This window comes from Pseudoalteromonas sp. SG41-1, from assembly GCF_014164575.1.
Taxonomy (GTDB): Bacteria; Pseudomonadota; Gammaproteobacteria; order Enterobacterales; family Alteromonadaceae; genus Pseudoalteromonas; species Pseudoalteromonas rhizosphaerae.
Window position 1 is genome coordinate 394,852 of record NZ_JACJFL010000001.1, and the last position, 17,440, is coordinate 412,291.

Genomic DNA, 17,440 nt, shown 5'->3' on the forward strand with positions numbered 1-17,440 from the left:
TTACAAGTCCATTTCAGTCATGCTGCTATCATCAAGGGCTTTACTAATATCACGGCCGCTCACTATATCGCTCACAACAGTAACCTGAGGCTGACTTTGCTCGGTACTTGCTGCTCGCGCTGATAATAAATCGTCAATTCGTAGCGCTAATTGCGCCACGCTAGGGTAGTCAAAAATATCGCCTACCGTCACCCGTACTTTAAATTGCAGATTAATTCGTGACACAAGCTGCATCGCGAGTACAGAGTTACCACCACAATCAAAGAAACTTTCTTGGGTACCTAACACTGCAACCTTAAGTAATGCTAAATAATGTTGCAGTAAGCTCGTTTCAGTCGCGCAGCTGGGGGCAATACGTACTATTGCCGATTGCATAGCCGCAGTCGGAAGCGGTAATGCTTTCGTGTCTAATTTTCCATTTGGTGTGGTTGGCCACTGCGTTAACCAACAGATTGATTCTGGCACCATATAACTTGGCAATGATTGTGATAGCACACGACGTAATTCACTCACACTCCAAACACTTTCCAAACTGTCGTCCTCAAGGCTATAAGCACATAAACTCGGCTGGTCGTGATTGTTTGGTTTGATAAAAACACGTACATCTTGGTTCGCAAATAACAAGCGCAGGTGGTGTTCAATTTCACTTAATTCAATACGATGCCCGTTTAGTTTAACTTGTTGATCTAACCGCCCTTGTAGTTCAATACGGCCATCGAGTAAACGCCTTGCACGGTCGCCAGTTTTATACAAACGCTGATGCGATTGACCATTAAAAACATGACTAACAAAACGTTCAGCTGTGAGTGCTGGTTGCTGTAAGTAGCCAGTCGCTAATCCTAAACCACCGATCCATAACTCCCCCCACACGCCAATAGGTAGAGGTAAACATGGACTTTGTGCATCCTCAGCCATAACATACAAGCTCGTATTAGCAATTGCTGAACCTATCGTAATATCATCACTGTGCTGAATATGGCTAATTGCAGACCAAATGGTGGTTTCGGTTGGACCATACATATTCCATAAATCCCCCTGCTGCGACAGCACCGCCTGAGCAAGTGCTGGATCAAGCGGTTCGCCACCACACAAGACCTTGATACCAGCTAAACAATCAGGTGCTGCATTTATTATTAATCGCCATAACGTCGGAGTCGCTTGCATAATAGACACTGGGAAATGTGCTATTAGATCGGTAATTGCATATGGGTCACTGCATGTTTGCTCACTCGCAAGCAGTACATTAGCCCCAACAATTAAGGGCGAAAACAGCTCTAACATCGCGATATCAAATGCAATAGTGGTAACTGCCAACAAGCAATCGGTTGGCTCTATTCCAGGCTGTACCGTCATAGCGAGCAACAGGTTTTGCAGCCCTTGGTGATTAATTTCCACACCTTTAGGTTGCCCCGTTGAGCCCGATGTATATATAACATAAGCGGTTGATAAAGGAGCAATAACGCGATCTGGATTACTGCTTTGCAAGCCTGTAAGTACCACAGTATCAATATCTAATACGGGCAATTTGTTGCTCGCAATAATTGGGCTACTATCACTAAAACTGTCACACAACAGTAAATCAGCTTGTGCATCAGCCAGAATATATTCAATGCGTGCTTGCGGAAAAGTAATATCGAGTGGCAAAAATGCAGCCCCCGTTTTTAATACCGCTAATAAGCTAATAATCAGCTCCGCACGCCTTGGTAGTGCAATTGCGACTAAGCTGCCGACCCCAATACCTTGCTCAATAAGATAATGAGCAAAGGTATTTACTCGTTGATTTAACTGTGAATAGTTAAGGCTTTGGCCATCACAGGTAATAGCAATATTGTCAGGGTATTGAGTCGCAGCATATTCAAATGAAACGATACAAGAATCGACACAAAGTTGTTTATCAACACGCTCACATTGTTCAGTAACCAGTGTCGCTATTTGTAAATCATCTAACAATGAACAGTTCGCACTGTTTAGTTCGTCTGTCCCAACAGCGTTGCTAAACAACCCTATTAACCCAGATAACCAATGATTTACCTGTTCATATGTAAATTTATCTTTTTGATATTCAAGGGTGAGTGACCAACTGTTAGCAAACTGAGTTAAGTTACAACTTAATTGGAATTGGCTATAACAGGTGTTGCTTGGCATGGTATTTAATTGCAATTCAGTAAATGCCGGTAAGGCAGTAACTTTATCTAAATTAAATAAAGTATTAGGTAAATTAAGCGATTCATTTGCTAACGCTGAATAAGGGAAATGTTGATGTTCAAATGCAGTTAATAATTCAGATTGCACTGTTTTGATTAACTCTCGAACACTGCTGATGTTTGTAACATCAATGCAAATTGGTAAAATATTCGTGCAATACCCGACTAATTCGCTATCGGAAGATTCTGCGCTATCAGCTTGAGGGAGTAATTGTCGATCAGAGCAAGGGATCCCAACGGTGATCATTGACTGCTGGCTAAGCTTACTTAACCACGCTATATATAACCCCAATAAAGTGGCAAATTGACCGCAGCCCTGCTGTTTAGCCAGATCAGCAATATTTCCTTTGGTGTGCTCATTAAGCTCAACAGTCAATACCGATACTGCATAGTTCGTTGTCGTTGCAATCGCAGTGTTTGTTGGTAGTTGCAACGGCATACTTGGCGCTAGTTGTGCCAACCAAAATGCCTTATCTTGCTGGTAATTAGCAGACTCTTTATAGTGGTCAAGTGCTTTAACATATGCACTAAAGTCTACCTGTGCTGCCAACGCCTCTGTTGTGGTGTTGTTATAGTGTTGGCCAACTTTACTCAAAATAATCTGCAACGATACGCCATCACAGAGTAAATGATGCGTAACCACACTTAAGTAAGCAGTATTATCATTTTCTCTTAGTAGCGCAAAGCGACATGCAACTTCATTATTAAAATCAAAAGCATGGTAACGTAACTCCTGCAACTGAGTTGCTACAGCGATATTATTATCTGAGTGTTGTAGATTAATAACTAACAATTGAGGACGATGCTCAGCCACTAACCTATGGCAAAGCGTATCGCTATCAATTGCATACTGTAAAATAGTGCACTCGCGTACTGTTTTATCAACTGCGGTAACTAAGCGACTTATATCTAACTGACCTGTTAATTTAAGTACGGCTTGTAAGTGATACGCAAAAGCCCCCTCAGGTGACTTTGATGCTAAGGCAAGTAATTGCTGCTGCGCCTCGGTCAATGGAAATGTCGCCGCTAAGGTGGCCAAGCTCATCTTATCATCACGCTCACTACCAAAATAACCTGCCGCCTTTAAGCTCAAGGCACTGTCTTTAACTGCGGTAATAATGATCTCTATATCTGCATCTGTATGTGCTGCTGATAAAAAGCAGTTACGTCCTTCCCAAATAAAGATGCCACGATTAAGCATTTCATAAAAAAACATATCTAGATTTTGGCTAAATCTAAAACGAAATAAAGAGCTAAAAGCTTCAATTTGAATTGGGATCATTGCATCAGCAAAAAAGCGATTAAGGGTTGTTTTCAGATAATTGGTTTTATCACTTAGCCTTTGTTGTAACTGTGGTCCTTGGCGTTTAATTTCGCTTAAAACCGCTTTTGCACTGGCCATTGCCATTGGGTGTTTACAAAATGTTCCAGCAAAAAAAGTCGTATCTGCCTGTGGATAAGACTGATCACCATATTGCCATACACCACCATCAATACCGTCTAAGTAATCGGCACTGCCGGCAACAACTCCGATTGGCAACCCTCCACCAACAATTTTGCCATAGGTTGCCATATCAGCTTGGATCCCCACTAATCCCTGTACGCCGCCTGGATGAGCGCGAAACCCGGTGATCATCTCATCAAAAATCAGTGCTATTCCATGCTCTGTGGTTATTGCTCTGAGCTCTTTTAAAAATTCCCACGGTTGTATTGCTGGGTATCTGCTTTGAACCGGTTCAACCAATACCGCAGCAATTGTATGTGCATTTACACGAATAATTTCCAGCGCCTGCGCGCTACCGTAATCTAATACTAAGTTGTCATTAACTGCGCCTTGGCGAACACCTGCGCACATAGGCTCGATGTCTCCTTGGCCCACAGAGTGCGCCAAAGTACCATCATAATGACCATGGTATGCCCCACTAAACTGCACAATTTTGTCACGTTTTGTATAATTGCGTGCTAAGCGCAGTGCGGTCATGACCGCCTCGGTGCCTGAATTACAAAACGTCACACGCGCCAAACCAGTTAATTCGCTGATCAAAGCAGCCACTTCACACGCTAAAGGACTGGCTAAGCCTAATTGAATACCTTGATCTACTTGTTGCGCTAAAGCATCAGTCACAAATTCGGCTTTATGGCCAAATAAATTAACTCCAAAATCCATTGTAATATCAATGTATTCATTGCCGTCTATATCCCATAATCTGGCTTGCTCGCAGTGGTCTGCATAAATCGGATAAAGCATTTCCTTGCTTGATAACCTAAACCCCGCTGAGGCTCTGCAATCAGCTAAGTTGCCACGATGTTGAGCAACCAGCTTTTTCGATGCGCTGGTTTTTGCGCAATAATCAGCTTTTAGTTGTTCAAAATGCTGCTGCATAGCGGGTGACTGATGCTGCATGTGTAATTGTCTACTTTGCGATGCAGGAAGTTCTGTGGCGCGCTTATTTACGGGCATTGCAACTGTTTTTACTTGCTGCTGAGGCATATTGTCTGGCGTTACACTTGCCGAGGAGGTTATAGCACTGCCCTGTAGAAAACGTAATTGTTGCGCTGTCACCGCGGCAATGCTTTGACGGCCAAAATCATTAGTTACACTCGCGGCAGCTTGCAGCTGCTGCTGGCAAATTGCCATGATAGTCTGTTGATCAAACCCCATATTGGCTGAAGAAGTTGTTGTATCAGAGTACGAAGGGGTATTCTGCTCTACAATTGCAATATCCGAGGTTAACTGGGCATCTTCAGTGTGTGGGTAAAAGTCACTATGTTGCGCAATATAATCCAATAAACTATCCACTGTGCTTAGTTCTTCGTAAAACTGGCGTACGCTAAACTCTAAGCCAAATTCTCTTTCATAGGTGCGTACGGCTTGCATTATCATTAATGAATCAACCCCCATTTCAAGTAAGGGAACATTCGTTTTTATAGCATCAACTGGTAATGATAATAAATTTGCAAGATTAGAGAGTACGATGTCACGAATAAGCTCAGTTCGTGCAACAACTTGGTTTATGTTTGTTACCGATTTATTGGCCTGCATATTTTCCTGCATTGCAGTACTTTTTAGCGCTGGTTGCTTTGCTGTTGGCACTATCCAATGTGCATTTTTTGCAAACGGATAAGCGGGTAATGGCTGTTTTTGAATATTTATTTGTGGATAAATATGCGCCCAATTTAGCTCAATACCTAGTTCAAAAATACGCCCTAAACTGGTTACTAAACGTGTTTTATCAGCACCTTGACTGTGCAATATAGGTAAATACTCAGCATCTAAATGGGGCAAGTTTTCTTGCAATAACACCATCAAAACAGGTTTTGGTCCAACTTCTACCGCGCACAAATGCTCACGTTTATCTAACTCGCTCACGCATAAATCAATGCGAACAGGTTTAGTGATCTGCTCGATCCAGTATTGAGGTGTTGCTAAGGCGTCAGTTTCTAGCTGGCCAGTCACCGACGACAACAAGGGATAACAAGGTTTTCTATAGTTTACTTGCGCTGCTATAGCAGCAAAATCATCAAGCATCGGATCCATAAGTGGTGAATGAAAAGCACGTGCTGTGTTGAGCTGTTTAATCGTCAGATTTTGTTCTTTTAATAACTCAATGGCAATCTCAAGCGCTGAGTTTTCGCCCGAGAACACCACGCCAGAAGCACCATGATAGGCTGAAATTGCAATTTGAGTCTTGCCATTATCATGGCATTTTGTAATGACTTGCTGGGCAACTTGCTCACTACAACGCACTGCAAACATGCCCCCATTATCAGCAAGTTCATGCATGAGTTGGCCACGCGCAGCTATCAATAAAATAGCATCAGCTAACGAAAACACCTGAGCAATGCATGCGGCTGCATACTCCCCAACACTGTGACCTAATAACAGCTTAGGAGTGGCGCCAAAGTGGATCATTAATTTGGCCGTAGCATACTCAACCGCAAATAAGCCGACTTGAGTCCAGCTAGTTTGTTCTAAAAACTGTTTATGGCTTTGCTGATACAGAACCGTTAGCAATGACTCGCCGAGTCTATCGCCAAGTAAATGAGCACATTCATCAATCGCGTTTTTAAATACAATTTGCGTATCATACAATTGTTTTGCCATTGCAGGATATTGCGAGCCCTGACCAGTAAATAGCATTACTAACTCATAATTTGTCGCAGCTTTATCATTTTCAGCCGCACTTAAATGCGAGGTTGTATTTAAGCCACGCATCGCACGTAATAAACCTGCACGATCTTCGCCGCATACGGCACGTTTTGCTTCTTTAAACTTAGTCAGATGTGCTGCTGTGTAGATCAGCGCATCAAATTCATTATCAGATAAACTCTTTAATCTCGTTTCATAACGCGTCAGTAAATTGGCTAACGCATCTGGAGTTTTAGCTGATAACGGTAACAGATAAAATCCCGTTTGCGAGGCTAAATCAATGGTATCGACCGCACGTTGAGGTGCACTCGCACAGATAATATGTGCATTGGTGCCACCAAAACCAAACGAGCTAACACCAGCAATACAACCATTGTCTGAACCAACAGGCCACGGCTGTAAATCACGATTAATTTTTAACGCAATTTTATGCCAAGCAATGTGTTTGTTAAGCTCTTTAGCATGAGCTTGGCCGGGTATTTTTTTATGCTGCATGCATAACATGGTTTTGATCACACCAGCAATGCCTGCACCCGATTCCAAATGGCCAATATTCGCTTTCACAGCGCCCACAGTAAGTGGCTCAGCTAAGCTTGTTTGTGGCCTATAGACTTTACTCAGCGCCGATACTTCTATTGGATCACCAAGCTCTGTACCAGTGCCATGGGCTTCAACATATTGCACGTCATCTGCTGCAATTTGTGCATTAACTAACGCCGACTTAATAACACTTTGCTGTGACAAGCCATTAGGTGCTGTAATGCCATTACTGCGGCCATCTTGATTGACTGCACTGCCTTTTAGTACCCCGTAAATAGGGTCGTTATCCTGTACTGCCTGCGCTAACGACTTTAATAATAAACATCCCACCCCTTCACTTCGTACATAGCCATCTGCAGAGTCTGAAAACGTTTTACAACGGCCATCTTTTGCAAGCATTTGCGCGTTTTCACAGGCGTTCGTTACCTCATCACTGAGGATCAAATTCACCCCGCCCACCAGAGCTTGGGCTATTTCACCACTGTGAATACTTTGCATGGCTAAATGCAATGCAACTAACGAAGATGAGCATGCTGTATCAACTGCAACACTTGGCCCGCTGAAGTTGTAATAATACGATAACCGATTAGCCGCAATACTCAGCGCAGTACCAGTACCTAAATAAGCATTTTGCTTTTCATATTGCTGAGAAAGTAAGAAGTAATCATTTTGCGAGATACCAATATAAACCCCTACTTTTGCACCCGATAATTGCATCGGCGCATAACCTGCGGCTTCAATGGCATGGTAACTGGTTTCTAGCAACAATCGATGCTGAGGATCTATATGCTTAGCTTCGGTTGGAGAAATACCAAATAGATTTGCATCAAATTGTTCAATGCCACTGATGTAACCACCTAAACGGGTATTATCCAAATGTGGGCATAACATGCCGCGACTTTCGTTTGGCAGTCCAATTGCATCTTGTTGGTTACATAATAGCTGCCAAAACGCCTCTATACTTTCAGCTTCAGGGTAACGACATGCCATCCCTATAATGGCAATGTCTTTGTCCGTGCAGTCCCTTAGAGACGGAGCAGCTTCATTAAGTGTGGGTATAGCCGCGGGCATAGTGACTGTATTTGATGATATAGCAGCGGTTCGGATCGCAGCAAATTGCCATAAATAATTAGCAAGCTTTGAAATAGATGGATAGTCATATAAAACTGTCGGCTCTAACTCAATATCATGCAATTCCATTAACTCACCCGAAATACGCACCGCCTTCATTGAATCAACCCCTAAAGATTGAAATGAAGCATCAACAGCAAGTGATTGCGGGTCCGTATCAACTTCCTGTGCAACGACGCTTTGCAACAAGCTAAGTAAATTTGCATGTTGTTCATCTTCAAGTGCACAGTGGCTACTGAATATATCTGCTGATTGTGGCTCAAACGTTTCGCTCTCAAAAGAACCACGCAATTGATAAAGTGGCGTTAGCTGCTGCGCTAAGTAATGACGTTTGTTTTCTTGACGTTGAATTTTTCCGCTAGATGTTTTTAATACTCGCCCAGGTTTTATCAGTACAACATCATAGGGCGTAATACCATGCTGCTCTGTAATCGCTTGGATCACATCTTTACATATCGCTTCAGGATCAAGTTTACGAACCGCAGTACGTTTTACTTGTTGCACAATGACAAGTCGCTCTTGCTGTTCGCACATTATTGAAAATGCCGCACCACCGTTATTATCAAGTGCAGCATTTGCGTTACTTACCGTCAATTCAATATCTTGTGGGTAATAATTTTTACCGCGAAAAATTAATACATCTTTAGAGCGCCCAGTGACGAACAACTCATCGCGATATACAAAGCCTAAGTCGCCAGTGCGTAAGTATGGGCCATCGTTATCATCAACATAGGCCTGAAATATTTCTTTTGTTAATGCGGCTTTTCCCCAATAACCTTGTGCAACACTTGCACCTTTGATCCAAATTTCGCCGGTTTCGCCATCAGCACAGCGTTTATTAGTGTCAGTATTAACAATGGCCATTGTATGGTTGTGCCACGTAATGCCACACGACACCGCATAATAAGGCGAGTTATCGGATGATGTGTGTAAATCACAAAATGAATCATCATCGCCATGTGTTACGTTTGTTACTTTACCTGTTTGTAATTCTGCAGTGATAAGACATAACACAGTTGGCGAGTGTGATAATTTACCACCGCTTGCAAATAAAGTTGTTTCCGCCATACCATAACAAGGAGAAATACTGTCACGGCGAAAACCACACCCTTTAAATTTCTCTACAAAGCGCTCCAACGTCGTCGCTCGAACGGGCTCCGCACCATTTAATGCAGAGCGCCAATGTGATAAATCGAGGTTTTTTAAATCAGTATCTTTAACCGTATCAACACATAAATCATAAGCAAAGTTAGGCGCACTAGAGGTTACAGCTTTAGTATCACTTAACAGTTTGAGCCAGCGATACGGCTTTTGTAAAAAGTAAGTCGGATTCATCAAAGCCGCTGGTGCACCAATATAGATCGGATGCAAAATACCAAAAATAAGACCCATATCATGAAAGTGCGGTAACCAGCTGACAATACCGGTGCTGTGATCATGACCAAAGGCTTGCTTCATCATTTCTTGATTATCGAGAATATTGGCTTGGCTAACCATTACCCCTTTTGGCTCACCCGTTGAGCCAGATGTATATTGTAGAAAGGCTAATTCGTCAGCTGCTACTTCGCAGTGCTGAAAATCTAAAGTATCAATTTGATAAGTGGGTTCAGCGTCAGTGGTAAAAATAGCTAAATCAGCCAATAAAGGTTCAGCTTCAAATAATGGACGTGCTATTTCATTAATTTTTTCTGTGGTCAGTGCACCTTTCGCACCAGCATCAACAACAATAGTTCTTAAACGGTCAATATTTTGATTCTTTTTTGGAGGATAGACAGGAACAGCAACAATGCCAGCGTACAGACACGCAAAAAATGCCTCCACAAATTCAAAACCAGAATTAAATAGCAATAGCGCCCTATCCCCTTGCGAAAAATGCTCCTGCAAGTGCCGAGCAATTTGCTTAGCACGTTCATCTAACTGTGCATAAGTGAGTGTTTTACAAGGTTGCTGATCGTCATAAAAATATTGATATGCAGTATCACTACCACGCGTGTTAGCTAATTTAACTAACCTAGCCGCTAAATTTATATTCATTCCATGACCTATTTTGGTTTGCGGCTCACTGCAACACCAAAGCCAAAATAAAGCTCTGCACTTCTACAGCTTGGTTGCCTCAGTGTATAAACCACTAAAATTGAAATATAATCAATCACATAGACTCATAACATTATTTAACGATTGCACATATTGTAATCCGCACAATATAAATAACGTATTGAAACTTAAAGGTAAACTAACCGCTAAAACCACCAGCTGCGCTAATCAACTGCACCTTAATTTTGCAATAACTTTCATTTAAAATTTGGTATATAAATACCAATAAATAAACTTACTGTGATAAAAATAATTAATATTGCGACCATGAGAGTAGTACAAAAAAACTAGACCAACATTAATAAAGCTAATAATTTACAAGTTAATACCAAAAACCATCCTAAAGGCGTATTTATTAATTAACCTCTATGCTAAGGCTCATGTTACTTGATCAAACCCTATAGAAATATTACAAAACATTACGTTTTGTTAAAAAATAATTAACCAAAAAGTGATGATTGATTTAAGGCAATAATTAGCTTTATTAGTAAATTCACTTTACCTACTTGAGCTATTTTCAGCATTTCCTGTATGAGTCTTATCGGGGTCTTCAAGTTACGTGACTAAATACACAAAAGCTAAATGTGATGCAAAGATGACCGACTTTAGCTACTGACAAACGTTCTACTCATTTAGTGCTAGTATTCCCTCACAAGGCACGCCTGCAATATTACGAACTCAATCGTCAAGTAAGTACACGGTTGATCAACTGCACATCATCTCTATTAAATAAAGTATCTAATAACTTTGATTAATCTGTCCTAAGGTTAGTCAATTAATGCTTGCTGCGGTCAGACTTAATAAGCTAGATTACGCGCTTTTTAAACTATACTTGAGGGACTATTAAGCAGTGAGGAACTTTATGTCGGTATTCAACTGGTACAATGCGTCAATAAAGCAAAAAATTGGTGGATTATTTGTTTTTTTATTAACGTTTTTGTTTTGTGTTATTGTTTTTTCGGCCTATAAAGTAAATCAAATAGAACGTGAAATGCGCGTAGTGGCTTTTCTGGATATTCCGTTAAGTCAGTTAATGCAACAAGTGGAGTTCATAGAGCTTGAACAACACCTGCAATTTGAGCAATTTCAACTAAAAAACCAAATGGGTGATAAGCCGCTCAACCCACATCAACAATTTGCTTTTGAAAAACAAAAAATAAAACAATTGCTCGATAAAGCGGTAGCAATGATTAATCACTCATTAGCATTAAAAGAAGTCATATTACAGCCTGAAGCACATCAAAAAGTGGCCACCACAATTGAAAACTATACGCAAAAAAGTGACGAGTTCGAAAACTATTTAGAAAATGTTTACCAACAGAATCAACTTACTGAGCAAGCGCGGTTGCAAGTCGAAACAATGGCAACTGAGCTAGAAAGTGCAGAAAAACAAATAATAGCGCACTTAAATAAATTAACCTCTGATGATGCGTATTACACAGATCAGCACGAAAAAGACTTTCTATTTGTCAGCAGCTTACTCGGTATATGCGCCATCATCCTCGGCTTGCTGTTAACGACCTTTATTATTCAAATTATTTTACGTCGTATTCAACGCATCCAATCTAATATAGAAACATTAAACTCTTCTGTTGAACACCATGAGTTACCTTTGGAACTTCAGAAAAAGATCAAAACTAAAGATGAGCTTGCAGCATTAGAACACGATATAAAAATTGTTATATCTCGTTTGAATCAGGAAATGACTAGCCGTGAGGAAATTGAAAAACAATTAATAATATTAGCAACCCAAGATCGCTTAACAGGTGTATTTAACCGACACAAGTGGGAAGAACAAATAGAAAACCAGATCAATATGGCAGCACGAAGCGAATATCTATTTGCTTTAATAATATTGGATATTGATCACTTTAAACAAGTTAATGACCAATATGGCCACCAAATAGGTGATAAGTTATTAAAACATCTAGCTACACAATTACAGCAACAAATACATGCCATGGATATGCTGTTTCGTATCGGTGGCGAAGAGTTTGCTATTATCTCTCCTATTCAAGATAAGCAACACGCCCACCAACTTGCAGAGCGATTACGAGTGTATATTAGCGAATTAGATGAAGTGAGCTTACCTAAAGTGACCGCAAGCTTTGGGGTAACATGTTATCAGGCAGATGACTCGAGTTCAGTTATTTTTAATCGCGCAGATAAAGCACTCTATGAGGCAAAAGCACAAGGTCGTAATTGTATCGTAGTCGCTTAACTTGTATTGGCTGTATTAGTTCAGAGCAAATTTATATATTTAGGCTGGCTTTACACACATGTAAATATCTATGTTGATACTGTTAACTGGCAAACTCAATACAATATTCCGCCGGCTCTATTCGTACTTGAGTTACATACAAATCATTGGGTAGCTGCACATTATTAGGCATATCAGCTGAATTAAGCGCGTTGAGGTTAGCCATTAACGCTTGCCGCTTTTCGATCCACTCACTAGGAAAGCACGGATTATCAATAAAATGTGATACTGCTCTGAACTCAAAATAGATCGTTCTACGTATAGCTGAACCTTTCTGTCTTCCTGATGCATGAACCGTGTTTACATGGTGAATTACCACATCACCTGCATTGGCCGTAATATCCACACTTTGTAATTGTGCAATGGATAGCTGGCGCTTTAAATCACACACACTTGCTTGGCTACAATGAGACTGCGGGATCACTGTTAACGCCCCTTGCTGCGCTATTGCATCATCTAAATACACCCCCACGGTAAAAATAGGCTCTTGAGTTCTCACCGCCATATCGCGGTGCCAATCAAATCCGCGTGCATCTAATGAATTTTTTATCACAAGTGACTCATAGCTAGGTAAAACAGCTTCGCCGATAATCGCTTCAACGTAACTCATTAGTTCGGTTTGCGCTAGCAGTTGAGCAAATTGTGGCTGAAATTGAAAAAGCTCATTAACGCGATACACAAAAGGCTCATCTGCAGTTTGCATAACAGCAATATTATCAAATGGTAAACCGGCTACATAGTGTGACTGTGCTTGAGCAACCAGCTCATCACAAAAGTGCTGCAGTTTTGTGATTACACTTGGTTTAAGTACTTGTTTAATTTGTACAAAACCCTGCTGCTTAAACCGTTCAACCACTAGATTGGTTTGCATATTTAATATCTCCTTTTAATATACAGGCACTAAAATTTGTAGTCCGGCGCTATTAATAACCAAACAGGTTGTATTTCACTTGCCCAACAGTTCAGAAAAGTAATAAAAAAGCATACTAACCTTGCTCAAATCTAGCTAGCACATATTCGATGAATAATCTGACGCGCAATGGTAAATGATCTCGATCCCGATATAACATAAATAAAGTGCGTGCCTTGCTTTGCCAATCAGGCAAAACATGCTGAAGCTCACCTTGAGCTATCATTGGTAATGCATAATAGTCAGGAATATAACCAATCCCCAAGCTTTTTTTAACCGCGTGTGTGAGCATTTGAATTTCATCAAGCTCCAAACGAATGCCCTTACTGGGTTGAAAATCATAAGCGTCGTCATTTTGTTTATTTACTAATTGCCAAATAGACATCGGCTGGCAAATCACAGCGCTTTTTGCACATAAATCAGTGGGATGCTTAACACTGTCGGCCACCGTCTGCGAATTACTGCACAAAATAAAGTGAATATCTTTAAGTGGCCTCGCAATCCAATTATCAACCACTGTATTACCCACCCTAAACACCACATCAATTGCTTGCGCTTCAATATCAATTAAAGTATTCGAGAGCCTAATATCTAGTTGGATCTCAGGATATTGCAGTAAAAAATCATAAAAAATATCCCTTAAAAATTGCGAGCCGGCATTAATAGGTGCACTGATTATGATCTTACCTTTCGGTTGATTCTTCTCGATATGAAGATCATCATTAATTCCATCTAACTCAGCAAACAATGCACTTGAACGTTGGTAATACAGCTCCCCCATATGGGTCAGCGATACGCGATGAGCATCACGGTTTAACAATCTAAGCTGTAAATCATCTTCAAGTTGTCGAATACGACGGCTCAATGTTGATAAAGGCACTGATAAAGCCAGTGCAGCATCTTTAAAACTTTTAAAATGGGCAACAATACAAAAATAGCGTAAATCGTCTAGTGAATATCTATATTTCATTTTTGGAATCTACTCTCTTATTTTTGCGTGTTTATCCACATTATGGAAAGTAATACACTTGCCGCAACTTTTCAACATCTCTAGATTGCTGATGAACTTCTCAGCCAACACAAAAGCTATTTTACTCCTGTTATTATGTGCATTTTTTTGGGGAAGTTGTTTTCCTATTGGTAAACATGCATTAAATCAAGTACACGCGCTGACTTTAGTATTTTGGCGCTTTAGTATTGCCGCAATCTGCTTGGCTATCTACTTAAAAATAATTAACAGTGCAAAACCGAGTTTAACGTTCAACCAATGGGCTTGGGTGATTATTGTTAGTGCTGTTGGCGTAGGTGGCTTAAACCTAGGTTTATTTACCGGGCTGGAACATACCAGTGCCGCAAACGGCTCGTTAATAATGGCGCTGAGCCCACTTGCAACCTCATTAATAAGCTCAGTTGCAAAGCGCTCAATGCCTACTGTAGCACAATGTTTTAGCTTAATCGTTAGCCTATCAGGTGTATTATTAGTTATCACCAATGGCGACTTAGCCGTGCTTTTGAATATGCAAATCAATGCCGGCGACAAAATGATCTTTTTAGGTATGTTAGCTTGGAGTTCATACACTTACTTTAGCCAAGGTATCAATCAGTACATGCCTGTATTGCCTTATACTTTTGTTAGTATGCTAAGTGGTGCAACAATCATTGGCTTAATGTGTTTAGTGACCGCCAATGTACACCCGCTTAGCGAACTCAGTAATAGCTCAATGATAGGTATTATCGATGTTATTTATATTGGCTTATTTGGAACTGTTGCCGGCTATCTTCTGTGGCTTAATGGCATACGCCAACTTGGCTCAGCGAATGCGTCGTTATTTTTTAACTTCGTTCCGGTATTTGCCATGTTAACAGCATTTTTGATGGGCCAACCAATTACAGAACTACAATTAATTGGCATTATTGTTGTGATCATCGGCTTATTACTGCCACGAATTGTTACCCCAAAACGCATTCCTGAACCTTGTAAATAACAAGTAATACAGCACCAGCTCATGATATAGCGATGGGTTACCTGCAACTCTATCGCTATTTAACCGCGTATTATTTTAGGATAAACAGGTAAGTGCGGCAGTTACTCTTTAAATAGAAAGAGTTACAATAATGCATTAGCAGCACACATAAACACCAAAGAGCAAAAAAATGAAAAATAACGACACCTTTAAAACTATCGCCACCTTAATTTTTAAGCAGCTTTATCAGCAGTTTCCAACACCAGTAAATTTAGATCCGAAAGCTATTATAGAAAGTGCATCAGCAGAGCAAATCGAATTAGTTAAAGGCACGATTGCGTTTCTTAACTACGAAGGCTATATTTTTGCTACCCCAAGCGCGACTTTTTTATTAACTGAAAAAGGCTTTGATCACGCTTTATGTCCAAGGTTTTAAATATTAAATCAATACGTTAGCCTATAGTTTACTAACGCTAATCACATAAAAAAGCCCTAGTTGACTAGGGCTATTAAATACAATTTACTGTTCTACTTTGTTTTTTTATCTTTATCTAAACGCTTTTGTAAGCTCAATGCTGCATCCGCTGCAAGTATGCGCATAAACTCAGAGCCATTGCTTTGCTCGCCCTGCCCGACACCTATTACAATTTCAGGCACTAAACGACTATTACCTAAACTGGTGAATAAAGCAGTTTGAATTTTAACTTCAGCTTTTAGTGTTTCATCAAACACATACTTAGGATCAAGGGCTGCCGATTTAGCCCGTTGACGCGCTTCGGCAAGTACATCCATGCCCATCGCTTCTAAGCGCTGCTGCTTTAAGATCTCTGCTTGCTCTTTAGCCAATTCAGCTTTCACCGCTACGCGTTGCTGCGCAGAAATAATTGCATTCGCTTTTACTCGTTCAGCATCAATTTGTTCTTTGATTTTTAACTTTTCTGATTCTGCGCGCTGTTTAGCAATCGCTTGTTCACCTAGAGCAACTTCAGTACGGGCTTGTTGTTCAGCTTTTTTTAAATTCTGTCTTGCTAGAGCTTCATCAGCAGCCGCTTGCTTTTGTGCCTCAAGTCTTGCATTAACCTTACTTTCGTAGTCAATATCAATAATACTGGCGTCAACCACTGTAATACCATACGCACCTAAAATAGGCGCATTACGTAATGCATTACCTTCTGAATCCTTTTTGATATTGATCGTGACACGTTGCTGTTTACTCAAATTATTTAGCTCATCCGTTTTATCACGTTCACCGCTACTAATAATCTGTTCAGTCACAAAAATACCATTAGTAAGTTGATCTGCAAAATCTTGGCTTAATTGACCATTACCACCAGAATAATGCTGCTCTACAGACATCATCCGCGCAGATGCCTTTACATTTTCAGTGGTAGCGCGCATTAATAAGTTTGAGATCAAGGTTTCTTGCGAACCAAACTCTTCATGGATCTTAAGTAATCCACGTAAAGAACCAGATTCACCAGCAGGCACATTACCAGGTAACCTAAATCGCGACACCCCTCTTGCACCGCCTGTTGTTGTATCTAAAAATCGAATCGGAATTAGCGGCACAATGGCGCTTGCTGTAGCACTACTGTCGCCAGTAAAGTTAATTGAAATAACTTTTTTATAAGCAGATGTAGAACCAAAAGCTTTTAAATAAGGTCCAGCCTGATCGATAACAGTTAAATTACCCGTAAATGCCGATTGATGAACTAAACGTTCATCAGCTTCATTCCATGAAATAACTTGCGACATAAGCGTAGCAATTACAGCTAATACTATAAAAATAGCACTCACTAAAATAACATTACGACGACCAAATCGACTTATAAAAGAACTTTTATTGCCTTGAGGGGTTACAGCTTGCTGACTATCCATTTTTATTACTCTCCATATCTAATTTTTTCTTAACAAAGTAAATAATTTCTTGCTCACTTAGTTGCCCGCAAAAACTACCAGAGCGATGCAACTCGATGAAAGTTGTTAAAATATCTTCTTTGCTTTTAAGCACTTCATTTTCGGTTTCTTGGGTTTTATTCTTTTCTGTTAGCTGGGTAATTAACCAGGGCAAGAGCATGAAAAAAGGCTATGATTTCAATACCTTTTCAAGGTAATCTGTACTGCGCATAGCTTTTTTCTGTTTTGCGGGCATGCCTTTATTAAAGCTTGTTTCTGCTTTTAGCTGAT

The 17,440-nt window shown here is 40.4% G+C and carries 7 protein-coding genes and 1 pseudogene; 3 read left to right on the top strand and 5 right to left on the bottom strand.

From position 1 onward, the window contains the following. On the bottom strand, positions 1-10,059 hold the full coding sequence (locus H5203_RS01605; RefSeq protein ID WP_182819255.1) for a non-ribosomal peptide synthetase/type I polyketide synthase: 10,059 nt from the start codon (positions 10,057-10,059) through the stop codon (positions 1-3). 922 nt (positions 10,060-10,981) lie between these two features. Between H5203_RS01605 and H5203_RS01610 the strand changes: the two genes are divergently transcribed. Next, positions 10,982-12,340, top strand: coding sequence for a GGDEF domain-containing protein (locus H5203_RS01610; RefSeq protein WP_182819256.1), 1,359 nt, complete (start codon positions 10,982-10,984; stop codon positions 12,338-12,340). An 82-nt stretch (positions 12,341-12,422) separates the two neighbouring features. On the opposite strand, the gene H5203_RS01615 is transcribed toward H5203_RS01610, so the two are convergent. Then, positions 12,423-13,250 carry a phytanoyl-CoA dioxygenase family protein gene (locus H5203_RS01615; protein ID WP_182819257.1) on the bottom strand — a complete coding sequence of 276 codons (828 nt, stop codon included), beginning with the start codon at positions 13,248-13,250 and terminating at the stop codon, positions 12,423-12,425. Between the two features lie 115 nt (positions 13,251-13,365). Further along, complete coding sequence (locus tag H5203_RS01620; protein WP_182819258.1) at positions 13,366-14,259, bottom strand: LysR family transcriptional regulator; 894 nt, start codon at positions 14,257-14,259, stop codon at positions 13,366-13,368. Between the two features lie 91 nt (positions 14,260-14,350). Here H5203_RS01620 and H5203_RS01625 point away from each other — a divergent pair, with 91 nt between their 5' ends. Together H5203_RS01625 and H5203_RS01630 are read left to right on the top strand one after the other, a co-directional pair. Then, complete coding sequence (locus tag H5203_RS01625; protein ID WP_182819259.1) at positions 14,351-15,274, top strand: DMT family transporter; 924 nt, start codon at positions 14,351-14,353, stop codon at positions 15,272-15,274. A gap of 169 nt (positions 15,275-15,443) precedes the next feature. Continuing rightward, entirely contained in the window at positions 15,444-15,689 is a 246-nt protein-coding gene (locus tag H5203_RS01630; protein WP_182819260.1) for a hypothetical protein, read from the top strand. 92 nt (positions 15,690-15,781) lie between these two features. Here the strand turns inward: H5203_RS01630 and H5203_RS01635 are convergent, their stop codons facing one another. Together H5203_RS01635 and H5203_RS01640 are read right to left on the bottom strand one after the other, a co-directional pair. Next, positions 15,782-17,131, bottom strand: a complete 1,350-nt coding sequence (locus H5203_RS01635; RefSeq protein WP_145233035.1) for an SPFH domain-containing protein — start codon at positions 17,129-17,131, stop codon at positions 15,782-15,784. Further along, positions 17,124-17,315 (bottom strand): annotated as a pseudogene (locus H5203_RS01640) (methanolan biosynthesis protein EpsI); the annotation flags it as partial. The pseudogene H5203_RS01640 and the gene H5203_RS01635, both read right to left, overlap by 8 nt. Positions 17,316-17,440 lie beyond the last annotated feature (125 nt).